At 45.8% G+C, this 21,206-nt stretch carries 19 protein-coding genes; 13 read left to right on the forward strand and 6 right to left on the reverse strand.

Annotation, left to right across the window (positions count from 1 at the left end):
* Nucleotides 1-33 precede the first annotated feature (33 nt).
* The 3 genes from ACQSGY_RS05910 to ACQSGY_RS05920 all read right to left on the reverse strand — a co-directional run bounded on the left by ACQSGY_RS05910 (nucleotide 34) and on the right by ACQSGY_RS05920 (nucleotide 2,619).
* Complete coding sequence (locus ACQSGY_RS05910) at nucleotides 34-1,011, reverse strand: type I phosphomannose isomerase catalytic subunit (protein WP_427051100.1); 978 nt, start codon at nucleotides 1,009-1,011, stop codon at nucleotides 34-36.
* A 68-nt stretch (nucleotides 1,012-1,079) separates the two neighbouring features.
* Nucleotides 1,080-1,664, reverse strand: a complete 585-nt coding sequence (locus tag ACQSGY_RS05915; protein ID WP_427051101.1) for a class I SAM-dependent methyltransferase — start codon at nucleotides 1,662-1,664, stop codon at nucleotides 1,080-1,082.
* 1 nt (nucleotide 1,665) lies between these two features.
* Entirely contained in the window at nucleotides 1,666-2,619 is a 954-nt protein-coding gene (locus ACQSGY_RS05920; protein ID WP_145403130.1) for a TIGR01212 family radical SAM protein, read from the reverse strand.
* A 310-nt stretch (nucleotides 2,620-2,929) separates the two neighbouring features.
* Between ACQSGY_RS05920 and ACQSGY_RS05925 the strand changes: the two genes are divergently transcribed.
* Both ACQSGY_RS05925 and trmB read left to right on the forward strand, forming a co-directional pair.
* On the forward strand, nucleotides 2,930-3,130 hold the full coding sequence (locus ACQSGY_RS05925; protein WP_110897666.1) for a hypothetical protein: 201 nt from the start codon (nucleotides 2,930-2,932) through the stop codon (nucleotides 3,128-3,130).
* A gap of 151 nt (nucleotides 3,131-3,281) precedes the next feature.
* Nucleotides 3,282-4,037 (forward strand): tRNA (guanosine(46)-N7)-methyltransferase TrmB, encoded by a 756-nt coding sequence (gene trmB / locus ACQSGY_RS05930; protein WP_427051102.1) that lies wholly within the window; start codon nucleotides 3,282-3,284, stop codon nucleotides 4,035-4,037.
* A 68-nt stretch (nucleotides 4,038-4,105) separates the two neighbouring features.
* Here trmB and ACQSGY_RS05935 read toward each other — a convergent pair whose 3' ends face one another.
* Nucleotides 4,106-6,361: an AraC family transcriptional regulator gene (locus ACQSGY_RS05935; protein ID WP_427051103.1), complete on the reverse strand. Its 2,256-nt coding sequence runs from the start codon at nucleotides 6,359-6,361 to the stop codon at nucleotides 4,106-4,108.
* Nucleotides 6,362-6,892: 531 nt separating this feature from the next.
* On the opposite strand from ACQSGY_RS05935, the gene ACQSGY_RS05940 reads away from it, so the two are divergent.
* From ACQSGY_RS05940 to ACQSGY_RS05950, 3 genes are all read left to right on the forward strand, one after another.
* Complete coding sequence (locus ACQSGY_RS05940; RefSeq protein ID WP_090922181.1) at nucleotides 6,893-7,798, forward strand: ABC transporter permease; 906 nt, start codon at nucleotides 6,893-6,895, stop codon at nucleotides 7,796-7,798.
* A gap of 33 nt (nucleotides 7,799-7,831) precedes the next feature.
* The gene (locus ACQSGY_RS05945) at nucleotides 7,832-8,767 is read left to right on the forward strand and encodes a carbohydrate ABC transporter permease (RefSeq protein WP_427051104.1); all 936 of its coding nucleotides are present in this window, start codon (nucleotides 7,832-7,834) and stop codon (nucleotides 8,765-8,767) included.
* Between the two features lie 100 nt (nucleotides 8,768-8,867).
* The gene (locus ACQSGY_RS05950; protein WP_427051106.1) at nucleotides 8,868-10,418 is read left to right on the forward strand and encodes an ABC transporter substrate-binding protein; all 1,551 of its coding nucleotides are present in this window, start codon (nucleotides 8,868-8,870) and stop codon (nucleotides 10,416-10,418) included.
* A gap of 121 nt (nucleotides 10,419-10,539) precedes the next feature.
* Here the strand turns inward: ACQSGY_RS05950 and ACQSGY_RS05955 are convergent, their stop codons facing one another.
* Both ACQSGY_RS05955 and ACQSGY_RS05960 read right to left on the reverse strand, forming a co-directional pair.
* On the reverse strand, nucleotides 10,540-11,691 hold the full coding sequence (locus ACQSGY_RS05955) for an MGDG synthase family glycosyltransferase (protein WP_427051107.1): 1,152 nt from the start codon (nucleotides 11,689-11,691) through the stop codon (nucleotides 10,540-10,542).
* 50 nt (nucleotides 11,692-11,741) lie between these two features.
* Nucleotides 11,742-12,269 (reverse strand): phosphatase PAP2 family protein, encoded by a 528-nt coding sequence (locus ACQSGY_RS05960; RefSeq protein ID WP_184183981.1) that lies wholly within the window; start codon nucleotides 12,267-12,269, stop codon nucleotides 11,742-11,744.
* Nucleotides 12,270-13,028: 759 nt separating this feature from the next.
* Between ACQSGY_RS05960 and ACQSGY_RS05965 the strand changes: the two genes are divergently transcribed.
* From ACQSGY_RS05965 to ACQSGY_RS06000, 8 genes are all read left to right on the forward strand, one after another.
* Nucleotides 13,029-14,267, forward strand: a complete 1,239-nt coding sequence (locus ACQSGY_RS05965) for a glycosyltransferase family 2 protein (protein WP_111272367.1) — start codon at nucleotides 13,029-13,031, stop codon at nucleotides 14,265-14,267.
* A 342-nt stretch (nucleotides 14,268-14,609) separates the two neighbouring features.
* On the forward strand, nucleotides 14,610-15,104 hold the full coding sequence (gene infC, locus ACQSGY_RS05970; protein ID WP_110897658.1) for a translation initiation factor IF-3: 495 nt from the start codon (nucleotides 14,610-14,612) through the stop codon (nucleotides 15,102-15,104).
* A 24-nt stretch (nucleotides 15,105-15,128) separates the two neighbouring features.
* Nucleotides 15,129-15,329 (forward strand): 50S ribosomal protein L35, encoded by a 201-nt coding sequence (gene rpmI / locus ACQSGY_RS05975; RefSeq protein ID WP_062320217.1) that lies wholly within the window; start codon nucleotides 15,129-15,131, stop codon nucleotides 15,327-15,329.
* 77 nt (nucleotides 15,330-15,406) lie between these two features.
* Nucleotides 15,407-15,766, forward strand: coding sequence for a 50S ribosomal protein L20 (gene rplT / locus ACQSGY_RS05980; RefSeq protein WP_095288335.1), 360 nt, complete (start codon nucleotides 15,407-15,409; stop codon nucleotides 15,764-15,766).
* Nucleotides 15,767-16,333: 567 nt separating this feature from the next.
* Nucleotides 16,334-17,374: a BMP family lipoprotein gene (locus tag ACQSGY_RS05985; RefSeq protein ID WP_427051108.1), complete on the forward strand. Its 1,041-nt coding sequence runs from the start codon at nucleotides 16,334-16,336 to the stop codon at nucleotides 17,372-17,374.
* A 194-nt stretch (nucleotides 17,375-17,568) separates the two neighbouring features.
* Nucleotides 17,569-19,107 (forward strand): ABC transporter ATP-binding protein, encoded by a 1,539-nt coding sequence (locus tag ACQSGY_RS05990; protein ID WP_111272364.1) that lies wholly within the window; start codon nucleotides 17,569-17,571, stop codon nucleotides 19,105-19,107.
* Nucleotides 19,100-20,179 carry an ABC transporter permease gene (locus ACQSGY_RS05995; protein WP_111272363.1) on the forward strand — a complete coding sequence of 360 codons (1,080 nt, stop codon included), beginning with the start codon at nucleotides 19,100-19,102 and terminating at the stop codon, nucleotides 20,177-20,179. The genes ACQSGY_RS05990 and ACQSGY_RS05995 overlap by 8 nt, the downstream gene beginning before the upstream one ends.
* Entirely contained in the window at nucleotides 20,180-21,142 is a 963-nt protein-coding gene (locus tag ACQSGY_RS06000; protein ID WP_111272362.1) for an ABC transporter permease, read from the forward strand.
* The last annotated feature ends 64 nt before the right edge of the window (nucleotides 21,143-21,206 follow it).

The raw sequence follows: 21,206 nt of genomic DNA on the forward strand, positions 1-21,206 counted from the left end.
TTATGCAGTTCTCTTTAGGTCTTTCGTTGAAGGTTATGGAAGATAAGAGCGAAGAACGGTGGTGTTCCCGCTCAAGGTGTAAGATCCCAGGTTGGCTGGCAGCAGATAACACTGACCTGCTTTCAGCGCCAGATGTTCGTTATCAGCGCCAGACCAATCCAGTCTGCCTTCGCCCTCACACACAACCAGAATCGTGAAGCTGTCCGGTGTAGTGTGCAATTCCCAACGATCGGTCACAAGCCCTTTCTCTACAACAAAGTACGGACATGCAGCAAGCCGGAGCCATTCTCCCGGAACAGCATGGTTTGTTTTCATTGTTGTGGCTCCAGCGCCTTCATATGCCGTAACATTCAAAGAATCCTGCACATGCAGTTCCCGTGGTTTGCCATCCAGTCCAGGACGATTATAATCATAAATCCGGTAGGTGGTATCCGAGTTTTGCTGTATCTCGGCTACGACAACACCAGCACAGAGTGCGTGCACTGTCCCGGCAGGAATAAAGAAGGTATCTCCAGCCTCAACAGGAACCTGACGTAAAGTGTCCATCACAGTGCCGTTTTCCAGCGCTTGTTTCAAAGCTTCCCGATCCACACCCTCGTTCAATCCATAAATGATATGAGCGCCAGGCTTGGCATCAAGCACATACCACATTTCCGTTTTGCCCAGTTCACCTGGAGGAAGAGCCTCGTAATCATCAGTCGGGTGGACCTGAACGGACAGATCGTCATTGCAGTCAAGCAGCTTGATCAACAGAGGGAAACGTCCTCCTTTTTCAGAAACACCCTTCGTTCCAAGCCAAGCCGTGCCGAACTGTTCGCGGACCTGATCCAGACCTTTCCCGGCCAGTGGACCGTTGAGAACCTTGGTTGTACCATTGGCATGATCGGCAATCATCCAGCCTTCCCCAATATGTCCTTCAGGTGGGGTAAGACCAAAATGCTCGAGCGCTCGACCGCCCCATACACGTTCTTTGAATTCTGGCTGGAATTGCAATGGATATGGAGTAAACATGGTATCTCTCCTCTAGTATATGAAATGGTGAATCGCTTTAAACGGTTCCAGGTGGGGACAGGGCCTTCTTACTTTTTCTCGATGCCAATCAGATATGGAGACGATGCTCGCTGTAACTGGCGGTAAATGACAACCTGAGCCTGTTCAACAGGCAGCGCTGCGGCCCATGCGGATACAGCTTCTGCTTCCTGAGCGCCTCCGTCATGGCCTGGATAAAGTACAGCTGTAATAATACCGCGTGTACGCAACAAGGACAGCGCTGCTTCAAGCGCTGCAATTGTACTGGTCGTCTCGGTGATAATGGAAGCATCTGCACCTTCAGCAGGCAAATACCCAAGGTTAAACATGACCGCCCCTACCTGTCCTGCCCACGTCTCGGGAACAGCTTCATCCATCCGTGCATGGCTTAATTCCAGCAATGAAATGGAGCCGAGCTTGCTGCCTTCGGAATGCTTGCGAATTCGTGCTTGGGCCAGTGTCAGGGCTTCACTCTGGATATCAAATCCGATGACCTGACCACGATGCCCTACCTGCTGTGCAAGAAATAACGTATCAGCACCTGTGCCTACCGTGGCATCAATCGCCAGATCGCCCGGCTGCAGCCGGGAACTGATCCATTGGTGTGCACAGCTCAAAACGGATAAAAAGCCCAAATTATGCTCCCCTCCAATACTTACCCTGCCAGGAGTCCCGTTCACGCAGCTCGCGGTCAATGGAGTTCAATACTTCCCACTTATTCAGCGACCACATCGGTCCAATCAGCAGGTTGCGAGGGGCGTCTCCTGTGAGACGGTGTACAATCATTTCAGGCGGCAGCATTTCAAGCGTATCAACAATCAGTTTAATGTACTCGTCCTGCTCGAGAAATCGAAGCAAACCAGCTTCATACTGTTTCACCATTGGTGTTTTGCGCATCAGATGCAGCAGATGTATTTTGATCCCCTGCACATCCATATGAGCAACTGCTCGCCCGGTATCCAGCATCATTTCGTGTGTTTCCTGAGGCAGACCGTAGATAATATGTGTACATACCCGAATATTGTGCTTGCGCAGCTTTTTCACAGCGTCTTCGTAACATTGTGTATCGTGTGCGCGGTTGATCAAATTTGAAGTGGAGTCGTGAATCGTCTGAAGTCCCATTTCTACCCACAGATATGTGCGTTTATTAAGGTCTGCCAGGTACTCGACGACATCATCGGGCAAGCAATCCGGGCGGGTAGCGATGGATAAACCGACAACACCGGGCTGTTGCAAAATCTCTTCAAAATATTCGCGCAGCTCCTCAACTGGCGCATAGGTGTTGGTATAGGCTTGGAAATATCCGATATAGTGAGCTGACGGCCATTTCAGATGCTGCTTGTCCCGAATGGTATTAAATTGAGTGACAAGATCTTCGCGTCTACTGCCTGCAAAATCACCCGAACCTCTGGCGCTGCAGAACGTGCAGCCGCCTTTGGCGATAGAGCCATCCCGGTTGGGACAGGTAAATCCGGCATCCAGCATGACTTTGAACACCTTGTTATTAAATTGATCGCGCATTTCGTAATTCCAGGTGTGGAATCGTTTATCCCCCCACATCAGCGGAGCTTGTAAAGCGGGTGCATTCATGTTTAAGGTACTCCTTTAAAGTCTGTGTCTTCAAATTCTTCATTATCTTTATATTTGATACGGGAATAGCATACTTGAACTAGAGCGTCAGATGCTATGCTGTTTTCGTCATTTATTGTATCAAATATCTGAAAAAAAGGGGAATGAAAACGTAAAAAAAGGGCTTGAAATCAACCGTTTTCACTTGAAGTACTTTACACCTTATGTTATATTTAAACTAACGTCAGACACCATCCAGTGAGTAGTTTTCATCGTAGCATTTGAATGAATGCTGACGTCATGGATCATACTATACCGTGAGGTGATATGAATGAATTCACAAGTTAAAAATAATGAATTCCAGCACGTATCCGTTGAATTGACTGCAGAAGAGGCACTGGCCTTGACAGGTGTTCGTTTTAATGGGAATCCGGAAGTGAAAGCGATTGCAAGAAAAAAAGTTCGCGATGCTTTCGAAAAGACATTTGATTTTTCACACCAAGATAAGGTAGACTATGAACTACTAAAGTAGTTGGACCCCAATTCCAAATAAATCGAAAAGGGAATCTTTGAGATCTGCCCAATCTGGCAGGTCCGAAGATTCCTTTTTCATTGCTCTTTACAATTGGCCGGTTCTTCGGCAAAATGAGTCTGAGACAAGTATGGACAAACGGAGGAATAAAATGCGTTTACGTGGCAGAAAAGGGATTCGAGAAAATCTGGAGCAGCAGAATGATCTTGTTGTACTGGAGCCAAAGCAATACAAGGGCAAGTGGGCTGAGCTGTTTGGCAACGATCATCCGATCTTTGTTGAGTTTGGCATGGGTAAAGGTCAATTCATCAGTCAAATGAGTTATAAATATCCCCAATATAATTTTATCGGCATTGATATGTATGATGAACTGGTACGCCGTGCGAGTGAGAAAGCGCGTAACGCCTGGAGTCAGTCCGAGGTAGAGACGCCGCCGAACCTGAAGCTCGCACTGGCCAACATTGAACAGATCGAAGAGGTGTTTGAACCGAAGGAGCTGGAACGTATTTATTTGAATTTCAGTGATCCTTGGCCAAAAGCGAAGCATGCACGTCGCCGCTTGACACATCCACGTTTCTTGAAGAAATATGTGGACTTGCTCAATCCGAAAGGACAGATTCATTTCAAGACCGATTCCGAAACGCTGTTTGAGTTCTCTCTGAATGCCATCGCTGACTTTGGCCTGCAGATGACGAATTTGTCGTTGAACCTGCATCGTGACGGTCTGAACGAAGAGCATGTCATGACGGAATATGAGCAGAAATTCATGGGTAAAGGTATGAATATTCACCGGGTTGAAGTCATTGTAGGGGAAGAGGCCCTGCGAGAGTACAACGCAATGCGTCTGGACAAGTATAAAGTGCGTGAAGCGACAGACGAGTCTGGTGAAAATCAGGACGAAGAATAATTAAAAAGCGGCATCTGAGGCTAATGTGTGGTCCTCGGATGCCGCTTTTTTGTATAGGGAAGAAGAGGCTAGAGCTGGTCAGCCTGAAGCTCTTTCCTGCGATAATCGTTAGGAGTCACGCCGTTGAATTTTTTGAACATGCGATAAAAGTAAGAGCTGTTCGTAAAACCGGTTCGCTCGGCAATATCTGCGACAGAACTTTCAGTCTGAATGAGTAAATGCTGCGCCTTGGTAATCCGTGTCTCATTAATAACGTCTGTAAGTCCTTTTAAAGTGAGCTGTTTATACAGCCTGCTGACATAAATAGGCGACATGGATAACTCCTCGGCAATGGAGGTCAGGCACAGATTCGGATCGGCGTAGTTTCGCTCGATAATGTCATTAATTTTGCGAATGAGTTCTTCGTGCTTGAGTGTACGCTTTTCCTCGACCTTGGAGCCAAGCTCATCAAACATTCGGTAAAAGTGCTCATGGACCTCGCTGATATCCTCTGCATTTTTCACGGGAAGCATCAGACCGCCCGAATCGGAATCCAGTCGAAGCTGATTATTTTTCTTGAGCGTGTTGCGCACATGATTCAGCGTCATCGTCAGATGGGACAGGGCAAGCTGAAAGACGTTGAACGGATAAGCTGCTGTTTCACTGACGATGTCGGCGTAGATCAGCTTGGCTTCCTCCGTTTTGCCAGTCATCAGACAGTCCACAAGCTGTCTTTCTTTGTTTGCAGGGAAAGTGTATTCCTTGTTCTGATATGCCATGATGTCGGATGTAAAGATGAGACAGCCCGGCCCCATGAACAAGCGGTGAAGAGAGGCCTCGGCAGAACGCGCATAACCTTCAATACATTCCTCAAGTGACTGCTCCTCTGGACCTACTGTGCAGGAGATGGAGCATTTGAGATGAGTCATGACCGCAGCCTGCATCATACGCAGCAGTTCTTCGATCTGATGACAGGCGCTGCCCGAGAGTGAATCATGCCCTGATTTTTCATTAAACAGAAGTGTAATCAGGTCACCACCCATATCTACCGCTTCTGCATGGTAATGAAGGTCGGCTGTCTCGGTGCAGATATTCATCATGGCATATTTAACCAGCTTGGTATCGTCCCGGTAAGTCTCGCAAAATTCAGTATAGTGGTCGATGCGAAGCAGCACCAGCCGGGATGTCCGATGTACGTCAACAGCAGAACCGTAAAATTTCATCCGTTCCTCCAGCATAGTGCAGGTGACCGTTTCTCTTCCTTGCAGTGCACCGCGCAAAAAGTCCTGTCTTAACAGGTGCAGACTGCCCCGGCGCTCAGCCTCCATCACGCGCATGCGGACAAGCACATTATTAATCGGATGGTACAGCTTACGGGATACCAGATAGGATAGAATCAGCCCGGCAGCCAGCAATACAGCACAGAACAGCAGCGTATGGGTGCGCATATTGCGAATGTCTGATGTAATAAGGTCATAGGGAGTAATTCGTACATATCGCCACCCAAGGCTGTCCGGAGCGGTATAGGTAATCAGTGATTTTTCTCCGTCCACTTGCTCGGTAAAATAAGCAGAATGCTCTGTATCCTGTAGAATCGGACGCATGAAGGTTTCGTCAGAGAGGTTGTTAAGCAAAGCACGATCCCCGAAATCGGATAACAAATCTCCTTTTTCGTTGACGATAAAGGTTTTGCCTGGTTGATCTACCGCGTTCATATTAGGACTAAGCCAGTCATCCTTAATGTTAACGACAACGGCATAATTCAGCTTGGCATTGTCATTGATTGTGTCATAGCACAGATACGTATAGCTGTTCACTTCACTGGCCCCGGTTGAGCCAACCTTGTATGTACGCGGGATGGGCACAAAGGGTTTATAGTCATGGAAGCGGTCAAGAATGCTTTTAATTCCTTGATCATCGATTTCGGATACAGACTGCTGCCCGTTGCGGACACCGTCGGAACTGATAAAAAATTCATTGTTTCTTGAATTGTAGACATAGATGGATTCAATAAAAGGAAGAGACATACGGTAATTATCGAGCTGCTCCATTGCGGAGGTGATCTGATAGATGCTTGGCTTGGAATAGAGCAGCAGGGAAGAGATAGTATAGTCCTGATAAATCTGGTACGAGAGCGACTTGGCGCTTTCAGTCATCTTGGCTACTTCACGGCTGGTCTGGGTGAGGCTGTTCATATCTGTACGGTAGACCTGCCGCAGAGCAATCCGATTATAATTTACATATAGAATAGCCGAAGCCACAAGCAGTGTTGCTGCTGTGCTTATAATAATGCCAATCAGAATTCGCGCGAATACCTTCTGGCTGTCCTCTGAACGTTTGCGCATTGGTTTTCCCCCTTGAACCTGCTGATGAACAGGAGTGAACTTATATATTTTCATGTGGTTTCACATGAGATATCGGATCGCATAAGTTGTGGAACAGAATGAGAAGAATACCTTGAATTATATATTATGTATGCGTTTTCATCAATGTAGAACTGGCATTTTAGTCCATTATCACTACATAAAGTTCAACTTTCGCAGAATTGTTCACCTGCTGAAGAGCATGCACGATATCAACTTTTGTGAACGTACATGTGCTCATTTCATGATTGGTGCAAATTGTTCACAGCCGAAATCACAGTATCGTTCATGATTCGGCAGGAAGCTTCAGTATGCAAAAGAAAGGATGGCAGTCTACAATAAATCCAGAGCTTCACGATGCGTCTTCGTCACATATCATGTACGTTGTTACAAAAACAGCATCATTCACATCGTTATATTACATCAATCGTGCACATCGCTACATCACATCATTGTGAAACGCTACAAACAATCATCATGCATCGCTGCTACAATTCGGGAGGGGATCGAGCCATGCTCAAAGAATTGAACAAAAACAAAATCATGTTTCTGATGCTGCTGCCCACGCTGATCTTTTTTCTAATTAACTCGTATTTTCCGATGGTCGGTATTTATTACGCGTTTACCAGCTATGATTTTGCAGGAGGGCTGTTTGGAAGTCCGTTTGTCGGGCTGGATAACTTCAAGTTCCTCTGGCAGTCCGGCATGCTGCTGAAACTGACGACCAACACGGTCGGTTACAACTTGGCTTTCATTATACTGGGGAACGGTCTTGCCATCTTTTGTGCAATTATGCTCAGTGAAATTCGGGGCAAGCTGTTCAAAAAAATAACCCAGTCCGTCATGTTTTTGCCGTACTTCATCTCTTTTGTTCTATTAAGTGTAATCGCTTACAACATGTTTAACTATGAATCCGGGTTTGTGAACACGGTGCTCAAACGGTTTGAAGCAGGGCCAGTTGATATTTACAACACACCATGGATCTGGGTGTTTCTGATCATTATCTTTTATCTATGGAAAAATCTCGGGTACAGCATGGTCATCTATCTGGCTGCAATTACAGGTATAAGTGACGAGTATTATGAAGCAGCCCGGATTGACGGGGCCAACATCTTTCAGCGAATCTGGTACATTACGGTACCGATGCTTAAACCAACGTTTGTAATCCTGCTGTTGTTCTCGCTGGGCAGCATTATGAAAGGGCAGTTTGACCTGTTCTATCAACTGATCGGAAATAACGGCGTGCTTTACAACGCTACAGATATCATTGATACGTATGTTTACCGCTCTTTGAAAGTAACCTTCGATATTGGTATGGCAACCGCAGCGGGGCTGTATCAGTCGTTATTTGGTTTCATTCTGATCATGACGGTCAACTACATCATTCGCAAAATTAACGAAGACTACGCCTTGTTCTAATACATCCGCCCGCAGGGCAGAAGGGAGAACCATATGAGCACACAAACGCATACGCAAAGGGGAATTCGTACCCGCACTCGTGCCAAAGATTCCGAATTCAATCTGGCCTTTCAATTGATTGCCTACAGTATCATCATTATTTTGTCATTGATGTGTCTGCTGCCATTTCTGCTTATATTGTCAGGATCCTTCAGCAGCAACGAATCCATCGTACGGGACGGCTATCATCTGATTCCCACACACTTCTCGCTGGAAGGTTACAAGATGGTGTTTAAATTCCCGACTCAGGTTCTGAAAGCATATGGGGTGACGGTGTTTACAACGGTAGTCGGCACCACACTGGGCTTGTTTTTTATCACGATGGCTGGATTTGTACTCCAGCGCAAAGATTTCAAATACCGGAACAAGTTCTCCTTCTTCATCTACTTCACAACCCTGTTCGGCGGTGGGCTTGTGCCGTGGTACATTATGCTTGCGAACTATTTTAATCTTACAGATACGTATACGGTGTTGATTTTCCCGGGACTGATGACGCCGTTTCTGATTATTCTGATGAAAAACTTCATTCGCTCTGCTGTACCCGATGAACTGATCGAATCCGCGAAGATTGACGGAGCTAACGATTTTCGAATTTATGTCAGTATTGTGCTGAAGCTGGCGATGCCAGGCATCGCGACAGTAGGTCTGTTTCTTGCCCTTGGATACTGGAATGACTGGTTTACATCATCCTTGTTCATTAACAACCCGGATATGTACCAGCTGCAATTTTATCTGTACAACACGATGAATACGATTACATTTATTGACCAGATGGCGATTGGTACAGGTGTTACGCTCAGTCAGGACGTTCCGACAGAGTCCACCAAGATGGCGATGGCCATTATCGTTACCGGGCCGATTCTGTTCCTGTATCCGTTTGTGCAGCGTTATTTTGTCAAAGGACTCACGATTGGCGCAGTCAAAGGTTAGAACGTATACACGCTGGGAACTTCAGGCTTACGTGCTGGTGAGGGTCTGATGCATAGCGGGTCTGCGCTAACATATATAAGGTCTAACACAAAAAGGGAGGATGCGTATGCGTAACAAAATGATTCGGCACCTGTCTCTGGTACTTGCCCTGATGCTGTTTGCCGGGGTGCTGGCCGCTTGTAACAGCGGTTCTGGAGGAAATGCGCAAGGCAGTGAGCAGGGGGGCTCATCCGATAATAAAGGTGAGAAGGTAACGCTGCAATTTTACATGCTGGGGGACGCGCCTAAAGACCTGCCTGTGATTGAATCCGAAATAAACAAGCTGGCAGAGGCGGACTTAAACGTCAATGTAAAATTCAACTACACCTCCTGGACCGACTGGGATCAAAAATATAAATTGCTGCTGTCCTCCGGTCAGCCGATCGACTTGATCTTTACAGCAGACTGGACGAATTATCAGTCGTATGCGAAGAAAGGTGCTTTCCTGCCGCTGGACGAACTTTTGGCTAAAACACCTGAGCTGAAATCTCATGTTCCAGATGATATGTGGAATGCAGTTAAAATCAACGATAAAATCTACACGGTTCCATCCACATGGATTGAATATGTAACGGAAGGTATTGCGTACCGCGAAGACCTGCGCGAGAAGTATAATCTGCCGAAGCCGGAATCCCTGGAGACGCTGGAGGCTTACCTGGACGGCATCAAAGCCAATGAGCCAAACATGATTCCGATTGCAGACAGCAACGCAAACCATACACACGGCATTCGTCAATTGACTTCCAAGCTGGTAAATACGGCAGGGCAGCTTCCATATGGACTGGATATTATGTATGACGCACCATCCACAGTGACATCTTATTGGGGCTCACCACAGCACCTGGAGGACCTGAAAACATACAAACGCTGGATGGATAAAGGCTTTTTCCCGAAAAACGTACTGAACGTGAAGGATACATCCAATTCCTTGCTTCAAAATGGTAAAGCGGCTGTCGTTCTTGCCGGAGAGAATCCGAACAAATTCAATTCGGACGTCATCAAAATTCAGTCTACTCACCCAGACTGGAAGCTGGGATACTTCCCTTATCCAAATGCTAAAGGGTTTGCACAGCCAGTACACCCAATTCACAACGGCTTTGCTATTCCGCGCAGCAGCAAAAACCCGGAAAGAGCGCTTGCATTCTATGAAAAAATGGTTACCGATAAACGGTATAACTGGTTGACCGAGTACGGTGTAGAAGGTAAAAACTTTGAAGTAAAAGACGGATATTATCATATGATCGGAGACGCGCAAAGCAATGGCTTCCCGCGTGAAGGCATGAATGGCTGGGCATGGCGTAATCCGGAGTTCATGCTCTACGACAAGAGCTTTGATGATGTACTGACCATGTTCAAGGATCTGGATAAAATTAAAAAGCCGGACATCTTCACTGGTTTTGCAGAAGACTGGACTCCTTATCAAGCGGAGAAAGCCGCTTTGGAGCAAGTGGAGAAGCAATATTTGTATCCGCTTAACGTGGGCCTTGTTGCCGATGTTGAAAGTGGACTGAACACCTTTATGGAAAAGGCAAAACAGGCAGGTCTGGAGAAAATTCAGTCTGAGTATACGAAGCAATGGCAGGAGTACCTGAAATCTGCGGGTATACAATAGGCAGCAAAGCGGAAATGGAACAGAACTTGAATAGAGAAAAAAAGGTGCCTTCGCTCTGAAGGCACCTTTCTTGGTTAGACGTCTATAAATTATTCCGTTTGAGCTGCTGCCAAAGTCAAAGTTATACGGGTGTTTCCTCTGAGGAGGAGGGTCGTACATCCTGCAGCAGATTCATTATACACTGCGCGCTTTCCATCGGATGCACTTTGGCTATTTCCGCCAGATGCTGTTCTCGTTTCTGAACTACTTCAGGATAATGGTGGAGCAGTGTGTCCATCCATTTGACAACGACGTCCAACGAAGTGATAAGTTCACCGAGACCTTTGGCTGTGAAATAATGTACGTTTTCTTCTTCCTGTCCGGGAATCGGATTATGAAACAGCATCGGAATGCCTTTAGCTAATCCTTCACTGCAGGTCATTCCACCGGGTTTGGTAATCAGTAGATCCGAAACTTCCATTAATTTATCAATTTCCGTTGTGTAACCAATGATATGAATGTTTTCTTTTTGAAACTGTGGGTCCTGTTCCATGCTGATTCGTGCTTTGTCATTGCGGCCGTGGCAAAAAATAATCTGGATATCCTCATGCCAGCGCGCTAACAGCTGGTGAACCACCTTGTCGCTAAGCATCCCCCAGCCACCGCCCATCACAAGCACAGTTGGCATGTTTCTCAGATTGAATCTGGAGCGAATCTCATCATGACGGGGGTGCTCCCAGAAGTTTGGATGCACAGGTATGCCTGTGACTTTGATTTTGTCAGCAGCTACTCCCCGGTGCATCAGCTTGGCCTTCACCTCTTCGGAAGAAACGAGGTACAGATCCACCTCCGGGCTAATCCATGTGCCGTGCGCATCATAATCCGTCAGGACGTTGCACAGCGGAACCTGTGTGCCAAGCCGCTTCAACCTGGATATAACAGCACTTGGAATCGGGTGTGTACACACAATTGCATCGGGATGCAGCTGACGAACGACACTGCGCGTATGGGTGTAGAACAATTTGTGCAGTGCAAGAGTAGTCAGCCGATTCAATGGTTTTTTATACTGCTGCTTATATACGTATCCAACAAGCTTCGGCTGATTGGTTACTGTTTTTTTGTACGCATTAATAATAAGCGGTGCAACTTTCGGGTTCAGGAAGCTTCCAAGCTCAAGCACTTTCGTTTGCAGATGAGGCGATAACTTCCGTAAATGGCTGGACAGTGCATAAGCTGCCTGAGTATGACCTGCTCCGAAACCTTCTGATAATAGTAAAATTCTTTTCTTTTCCACGCTTGCTTCACCTGTTCCTGCTAGGTTTTCCTGAGTCTAACATATCGGCTTTAAGCCCAGAATGCAACTGTCGCAAGTGCGACTAAAGTACCGATTGTCGCTCCTGCCAAAACATCTGATGGATAATGAAGCCCCAGATAAATTCGAGAGAATCCGACAATTATAGCCACAGGCAGCAATGTGAGCAAAAGAAACGGCTCAGCAGCCATAAAGGGCACGGTAACCGAAAAAATAGCTGTTGTATGCCCTGATGGAAACGAATGATCCGTTAAAGGATTGCGAAAAGTGATCGTATCCGGCATGGCCAGGTATGGCCGGATGCGCGGATACAGTTTTTTGGCTATAGCTACAGGAATATGACTCACTGCTAATGCAATGCAGGCCTGAAGCCCGATCGTGCTCCATGGAGCTGGTGCGAGAAGCCAGATGATCAGAGATACAGCAATGGAAGCCGTTGCGCCGCCTAGATGGGTGAAATAGTACAGCCAGAAGTTCATAAACCGGTTATGAAGACGGCCATTGATCCACATAAACACATTACGATCGTACTGTTGAAACTTTAAGATAAAACGGCTCATATTGGCCTCCTGCCAGTCAGGCCGCCCCGAGGGCGGCAGTATTTCCGGGATGTTACCAGTGTCCGGTTTCGCCTTGATTACGATATACCCCCTGTTCAAGGGATTGAAATAAATGTCCTCGAGGTTTCGAGGTTATTTCAGGGTTATGTTTATCATATTTTTAAATGTTGTCCTTTTCAAGAAGAACACATGTAAAGAACGTAAAATTCATGTAAAAGAGTGGGTGAAGAACCAGCGCTTCTTTTTGACTTCGAATGGTGAAAAAAGATACAATGATTCAATGCGGCTGAATTGAGGTAAAAAAATGTGAGTTTCAATTCAGGTAAAAAAATGTGAGTTTGAGATTAAACTTTTTGGGGCCCGATTACGTTATTAGAGGTAGGAGCACGCTTAAACTACTGCAAACCGCATAAAAAAGAAGGGACTTTAGAAATAAAAATCAAGAAAACGGCTGAAAATAAGATATAACAGGCATGAATGCGAGGTTGTGGCATGACGGAGTGTATATTCAGCGTTTTAAGTTCACATTTCTGCTTCAGGAAGTGGAATTGGGGTTTTGACAAAAAGCTGAAAAGAATACAGAATCGATAAAGCGGCCCACAGGTCGCTGCCATGAGTTGAAACATTGCCTGAAATATTTGCGTAGTACTCAAAAGAAACAGGGTCATATTCTGCAATTTACAAAAAAATGAGATGCAGAATCAGGAAGAGAAAAACTTATGTAATCTGGGTTTTAAAAAAAGGGGGTAACAGAGAACGATGTTGGACGCTATATTCGTCACGCTGCAGGTCATCTTGGCGCTGCTGGCTGTGTACCAATTCACGTTTTCGCTGTTCGGTCTGTATAAGAAAAAGAAAAAGAAAAATTATCCTGCTACAAAATCATTTGCTGTGCTCGTAGCAGCACATAACGAAGAACAGGTTATCGGTGCGCTGATGGAAAATCTGAAGCAGCTGGATTATCCACGGGATCTGTATGATGTATTTGTCATCTGTGACAACTGCACAGACAGTACAGCGGACATTGTCCGTGAACATGGCTGGAATGCTTGTGTGCGTACTAATCCGGACCTTAGAGGTAAAGGGTATGCCATCGAATGGATGCTCAAGTATTTATGGGATTTGCCACGCCAGTATGATGCGGTAGTCATGTTTGATGCCGATAATCTGGTGGAGCAAAACTTCCTTACTGAAATGAACAATGATCTGTGCAATGGAGCACGTGTCATTCAAGGGTATATCGATACGAAGAACCCTGAAGATTCCTGGATTACAGCTGCTTATGGTGTATCATATTGGTACATCAATCGTCTGTGGCAGCTGTCCCGTCACAATCTGAACATGGCCAATTTCCTTGGCGGTACCGGAATGTGTTTTGAGACGAACCTGCTCAAAGAGATTGGCTGGGGTGCGACAAGCCTTGTAGAGGACCTGGAGTTCACCATGCGGAGTGTGCAGCGTAATGTATACCCGGTGTTTAACTATGATGCCAAAGTGTTTGATGAAAAACCATTGACGTTCAAAGCTTCAGCGAGACAACGTCTGCGCTGGATGCAGGGACACTTTACGGTAGCAAGAAGATATTTCTTCCCGCTATTATGGCAGTCCATAAAGGAACGCAGCCTGGTTAAGTTTGACTTGGCCGTTTACGGTGCCAATGTGTATGTCGTACTGCTGACCTTCCTGCTAACCGCTGTAATGTCACTGGACATCTATGTATTTGATGGCCCGCATATTGCAAACATTTACGGATATTTCCCGTTATGGGTTGGTTTCATAGCGATCGGAATGAACGTGCTGACGTTCCTGTTGTCGATGGCGCTCGAGAAGGTTACTTTTGCCAAAGTATATCTGTACCTGGTTTTGTTCCCGATCTATCTGTTGTCCTGGTATCCGATTACGTTCTATGCGTTCTTTACACAGAACAACAAACAGTGGAGTCACACGCAGCATACACGGGTTGTACGTCTGGATGAGGTTCAGAGTAAACAGGGATAAGTTTCACACAGGTTAATTCGAGATAATAACCTATGCTATGCACATTGTCACAAAGGTTGAAAAAAAAGTGATGCTTTTGCTGTTGACAATGATGCTCGGCAGATGGTATAGTATTCAAGTGTGTTAAACAAATAGCAAAATGGAATCACAAGCAGAAGTCCGACTTCTCACCTGTCCAACAGCAGTTGGCTGGTCAACGATCCCAATAATTTATGAAGTGTATACTCATGAAGAATTGTGTTGATTACAGGGATGTCGGTAGCTTGACCGGCATCCCTTTTATTTTTGTGTAACAGGATATTCAAAATGACCTGGAGGTGGACGGTTATTAGTAAAGATCACATGATTAATGACGAGATTCGGGCGAAGGAAGTACGCCTTGTCGGAGCTGAAGGAGAGCAAATCGGGATTACTCCTATTCGTGAAGCACTTCAAATGGCAATTGACCTGAACTTGGACCTGGTCAATGTGGCCCCACAGGCTAAACCGCCGGTGTGCCGCATCATGGACTATGGCAAATTCCGCTATGAGCAGCAAAAGAAAGAAAAAGAAGCCCGTAAGAACCAGAAAATTGTTGACATTAAAGAAGTATGGTTCCGTTCCAATATTGAGGAGCACGATTATCAAACGAAGCTTCGTAATGTAGTTAAGTTTTTGAAAGAAGGCGACAAAGTGAAATGCTCCGTTCGTTATCGCGGACGTGAGATTGCACATGCCGCTATTGGTCAACGGATTTTGGAGCGTGTGAAAACGGAAGTTGCAGAACTCTGCACCGTTGAGCGTCAGCCAAAACTGGAAGGCCGCAGTATGATCATGATTCTGGCTCCTAAAGCCTGATAACATTGAAGGAGGAAACACAACATGCCTAAAATGAAAACACACAGCAGTTTGAAAGGACGCTTCAAAATTACCGGTTCCGGTAAAGTCCTTCGTTACAAAGCTCACAAAAATCACTTGCTTTCCCACAAATCCAAACGTGCTAAGCGCGTTCTGAACGGAAATCCGGTAATGGCAGCAGGCGACGTGAGACGTTTGAAACAAGGTTTGGCTAACTTGAAATAGTACATCCGTATGGGGGATCGGCTCAGCCGAGCACATATCACGGATACATTTAATATTTATTTGGGAGGTTCTTTAATATGGCAAGAGTAAAAGGCGGTTTTGTAGTACGTCGTCGTCATAAAAAGGTATTGAAACTGGCAAGAGGTTATTTCGGTTCTAAACACCGCATTTTCAAAACAGCTAACGAGCAAGTAATGAAATCCCTGGTTTACGCATACCGTGATCGTCGCAACACGAAACGTAACTTCCGCAGACTGTGGATCGTTCGTATCAATGCTGCAGCACGTCAAAACGGTTTGTCTTACAACAAATTGATCCACGGATTGAAACTTGCTGGTGTAGACATGAACCGTAAAATGCTGGCTGATCTGGCCGTTAACGACATCAATGCGTTCAACTCTTTGGCTACTGTAGCTAAAGGCAAAATCAACGCTTAAATCTGTATTTGCAAGCCGCCGTACATGGCGGCTTTTTTTACGGATTGGGAATAAGAACATGATAGGAAGAACAAGCTAAATATATCGTCAGAGGCTGGGAATGCATCGGGCGAGAAGCAGTGTTAGTGAATAACACTACCTGGCATTACATAAACTACAACGGTGAGAAAGTGCAAATAAAAACCTTTGTTTCATATGGAATTCAGGAGTGATTGAGAGGTATTTGTTATGTAACATCACACCGTTGTAACGTTAGTGTGTTAAACCGTTAAATTATTAAGCGCTTTCAACAAAAAAAGTACAAAAATAAGTGAACTTTGGTGATTATACATCTGGATTTTAACACTGGTTGATTGTATAATCACCTCTAGTAGGCCAGTCCTAAATTTTTCTTTCGGGTCACAATGTTCGGGTTTTCGACAGAAGAGCAGCGAATGTGAAGAGGAAAATGCGCTTTTAGTCGTACTTTAAACAGACATTTTTGCTTCGGGTATGCTTTTCTATCTGTTGATTGCGCAACGCAGACAGGATTTGAAAGGGACATATTATTAAGGGGGAAAAAGAGAAATGAAAAAAATGCTCAGCTTGTCTCTGGTGATGTTGCTGGCAGTATCGGTTATGCTCGCAGGATGCGGAAGCAAACCGAAAGAAGAAACGAATGCCGGAGGAGACAACGGTGGAACTTCCACTGAAGCGAAATCCGACCTCAAAATCGGTATGGTTACTGACGTAGGCGGCGTTAACGACAAATCCTTTAACCAATCCGCTTGGGAAGCTCTTCAAGCAACAGAAACTGAAACAGGAGTAGCAGTTAAGTACCTGCAAAGTAAATCTGACGAAGAATACATTCCAAACCTGAACGAATTCGTTAAAGATGGATATGATCTGACTTGGGGTATCGGTTTCCAATTGGCAGATGCCATCAAAACTGTAGCTGATCAAAACCCTGATTCCAAGCTGGCAATCATCGACAGCGTTGTGGATGCACCTAACGTAAAATCCGTAACATTTGCTGAAGAAGAAGGATCTTTCCTGGTTGGTGTTGTTGCTGGTCTGACAACAAAAACAAACAAAATTGGTTTCGTTGGTGGTATGGAAAGCCCGCTGATCAAAAAGTTTGAAGTAGGTTTCAGAGAGGGCGTTAAGGCAGTAAATCCTAATGCTGAATTCATTTCAAACTACACAGGTGCTTTTGACAAGCCTGACCTGGGTAAAGCAGCAGCAGCTACACTGTACAACAAAGGTGTAGACATTATTTTCCACGCTTCCGGTGCAACAGGTAACGGTGTGTTCAACGAAGCTATTGCTCGTAAGAAGCAAGGTCAGGATATATGGGTAATCGGTGTAGATAAAGACCAATCTTTGGAATTTGGCGATGAAGTAACACTGACTTCCATGATCAAAAAAGTAGACGAAGCGGTTAAACGCGTAAACAAAGAAGTCGTTGACGGTACATTCAAAGGCGGTTCCGAGAATCTGACACTGAAAGAAAACGGTGTTGGTATTGCGGACACTTCAAGCAAAAATGTAAAACCTGATGTTTTGGCTAAAGTTGACGAATACAAAGAAAAAATCATCAGCGGCGAAATCAAAGTTCCTACAGAGTAAATCACGTAGAAAATTTGAATCTGCTGTAACATCATCATCGGGCCGGTCTTGACCGGCCTTGTGATTGTAAACAGAGGAACATTTGATCAAGCTATCATAACATTTGTACAAGTACTCATTTGTGCAGTAACGCTCCGGTAGGAGCTTTTCTTTCGTTTGCGGAACCACACTATATCAGTTATAAGGGTGATTACATGGGTGCAGCAACCCCCGTCGTTGAGTTGAAACAAATAACGAAGCGTTTCCCAGGCATTGTTGCCAACGACGCCATCAGCCTTCAGCTTCGTAAAGGCGAGATTCATGCTCTACTGGGCGAAAACGGCGCTGGTAAGTCAACATTGATGAACATTGTTTTTGGTCTCTATCAGCCGGATGAAGGTTCCATTGAAGTGAATGGCAAACCTGTCATCATCGACAGTCCAAACCGGGCAATCGATCTTGGCATCGGTATGGTGCATCAGCACTTTAAGCTTGTACAGCCGTTCACGGTAACAGAGAACATTATTTTGGGGTCCGAACCTACGAAGGGTCTCAATATTAACTATAAAAAAGCCGCTGCTGAAGTGCAGCGTTTGTCCGAGCAGTATGGACTCAAGGTTAATCCGCATGCCAAAATTCATGACATCTCCGTCGGTATGCAGCAGCGTGTCGAGATTGTCAAAACATTGTATCGCGGTGCGGACATTCTGATCTTTGATGAACCGACTGCGGTGCTTACCCCTCAAGAGATTAAAGAGCTGATGATCATCATGAAAAAGCTTGTAGCAGAAGGCAAGTCAATCATTTTGATTACCCATAAGCTGAAAGAAATCATGGAGATTTCGGATACAGTTACGATTATTCGTCGTGGTAAAGTCATTGATTCCGTCAAAACATCGGAAACGAATCCGAATGAGCTGGCAGAAAAAATGGTTGGCCGCAACGTAACGTTCAAAGTGGACAAGAAACCTGCAACGCCTGGAGCCAATGTGCTTGAGGTTAGCAAGCTGACGGCCAAAAACAAAGAGGGAATCGCGGTTCTGAACGAATTGAACCTGAATGTGCGTGCTGGAGAGATTGTCGGCATTGCCGGCGTTGACGGTAACGGACAAAGTGAATTGATCGAAGCGCTCACAGGTCTGCGTAAAGTAGACAGCGGCTCAATTCGTCTTGAAGGAAAAGAACTGTCGAATCATTCCCCGCGTCATATCTCGGAGGCTGGTGTTGCTCACATTCCAGAGGACCGACATAAGCACGGGCTTGTACTGGATTTCTCGGTAAGCGAAAATATCGTGCTGGAATCGTATTACAAAGAGCCGTATACACGCAAAGGTTTCTTGAACTTTGATGCGATTAAAAAACAGGCCAAACGGCTTGTCGAAGCATTTGACGTACGTACGCCCAGCATTGAGACCAAGGCGCGTTCCTTGTCCGGAGGAAACCAGCAGAAAGCGATTATCGCCCGTGAGGTGGATAAAAACCCTGAATTGCTGATCGCAGCCCAACCAACTCGTGGGTTGGACGTTGGAGCGATCGAGTTTGTGCAAAAGCAATTGATCGCACAGCGTGATCAGGGTAAAGCCGTTCTGCTCATTTCTTTTGAACTGGATGAGATCATGAACGTTTCAGACCGGATTGCGGTGATCTACGAAGGGCAGATCGTAGGTGAGGTGCTGCCAGAAGAAACCAATGACAGGGAGCTCGGCTTGATGATGGCGGGCAGCACCCAAAAGAGAGGTACTGCGCATGAATAAAGTGTTAAAATGGTTTACCCGGGATTCATTTATTTTGCCGATTGTGGCGATTTTGATGGGGCTTGTTCTCGGCGGAATTGTTATGCTGGTGGGCGGTTATAACCCGCTAGAGGCATATGGTGCATTGTTTACAAAGGTATTTGGGGATATGTACAACTTCGGGGAAGCTGTACGGGAAATGACTCCACTCATTATGACAGGTCTGGCCTTTGCCTTTGCTGCTCGCGCAGGTTTGTTTAACATCGGGGGCGAAGGGCAGTTTCTGGTCGGTATGACAGCAGCTACTTTTGTCGGTGTCAAATTTGCAGGTTTGCCAATTTATATTCACGCACCGCTGGCTCTGATTGCGGGAGCGGTATTTGGCGGGCTTTGGGCCGCGATTGCGGGTTATTTGAAGGCTACCCGTGGCGTAAATGAAGTCATCAGCAGTATTATGCTGAACTGGATCGGATTGTATTTAGCTAATCTGATTGTACGTCAGTTTCTATTGCTTCAGGGGGAGAATCGCTCCGTAAACATTAGCGAGTCCGCCTCGATCAGTTTGAATTGGCTTTCTGAATTAATGGGCAATTCCCGTGTTCACTTGGGTACTTTAATTGCGCTTGTTATCGCTGTGCTCTTTTATATTTACATGTGGAAAACCAAACAAGGTTTTGAAATTCGTGCTGTAGGTTATAACCCGAATGCAGCGGAGTATGCGGGGATGCATGTCAACCGGAATATCGTCAAAGCGATGTTCATCAGCGGTATGCTCGCAGGTCTTGGCGGGGCGTTCCAGGTACTTGGAGTATTCCAGTATCAAACGGTAATGTCAGGCTCCCCAGGTACTGGTTTTGACGGTATTGCGGTTGCCTTGATCGGTCTGAATCATCCGTTTGGAGTGCTGCTCGGTGCGCTGCTCTTTGGTACGCTCACATACGGTTCGGCAGGTATGAGCTTTGCTGCGGATGTACCACCTGAGATTATTCGGATTGTCATCGGTTCGATTATCTTCTTCATTGCTGCACAAGGCATCGTGCGCTGGGTACTTAAACCGTTCTATTCCAAGCGCAAGAAAGAGAAGGTGTTGTAGATGGACTTGTTGACAATCGGGCAAATTATCAATACGACGCTTGTCTTTGCTACGGCATTGATTTTTGCTTCCCTCGGCGGGATTTTCTCGGAAAAATCCGGGGTGACAAACCTCGGGCTTGAAGGTTTTATGGTGTTTGGTGCATTTGCAGCCGGTATTGGTGCTCACTATGCCCAGGAAGCGGGTATGGATGGTACAACAGCAGCCTGGATGGGTGTATTGCTTGCCATTGTTCTTGGTGTGCTTGTTTCACTAATCCATGCTGTGGCATCGATTACGTTCAAAGCGGATCAGATTATCAGCGGTATTGTTATTAACTTTTTGGCAGCAGGAAGTACGTTGTATCTGGTAAAACTGCTGTTTGAAGGTTCAGGTGATTCGCCATTGGTGCAGGGCTTCAACAAATTCAGTGTGCCTTTCTTGCAAGACATTCCTTTGCTTGGAGAAGCATTTTTCAAAAATATGTATCCAACAACTTACCTGGCGATTTTGTTTGTATTCCTGACCTATTACATTTTGTTTAAAACACCGTTTGGACTGCGTCTGCGCTCTGTTGGTGAACATCCAAGTGCGGCAGATACAGTGGGTGTTAAAGTACGTCGTTACCGTTATATCGGGGTTATGATCAGTGGTGCGCTTGCAGCTATTGGGGGAGCGGCAATTACACTGACAACGACAGGCACATTCTCACACAATACGGTTTCCGGTCAAGGTTACATTGCCATTGCAGCGATGATCTTTGGTAAATGGAATCCGATCGGTGCTTTTGGGGCGGCAGTATTCTTCGGCTTCTCTCAAGCAATTCGCAACTATGTGCAGCTGTTTGAGTGGTCGCAAAGTATTCCCCAGGAAATTATTTTCATGCTGCCTTACCTGCTCACCATTATCGTTCTCGTGGCTGCAGTCGGGCGTTCATCGGCTCCATCTGCACTGGGTGAACCGTATGATCCTGGTAAGAGGTAAGCCTACACGCAAATTGGATTTTGGTGGAAGAAAATAGAGTATAAGCATAGTAAAGGTCCGCATT

The sequence above is a fragment of the Paenibacillus sp. TC-CSREp1 genome (assembly GCF_050171015.1).
In the GTDB taxonomy this organism is placed as follows: Bacteria; Bacillota; Bacilli; order Paenibacillales; family Paenibacillaceae; genus Paenibacillus; species Paenibacillus silvae.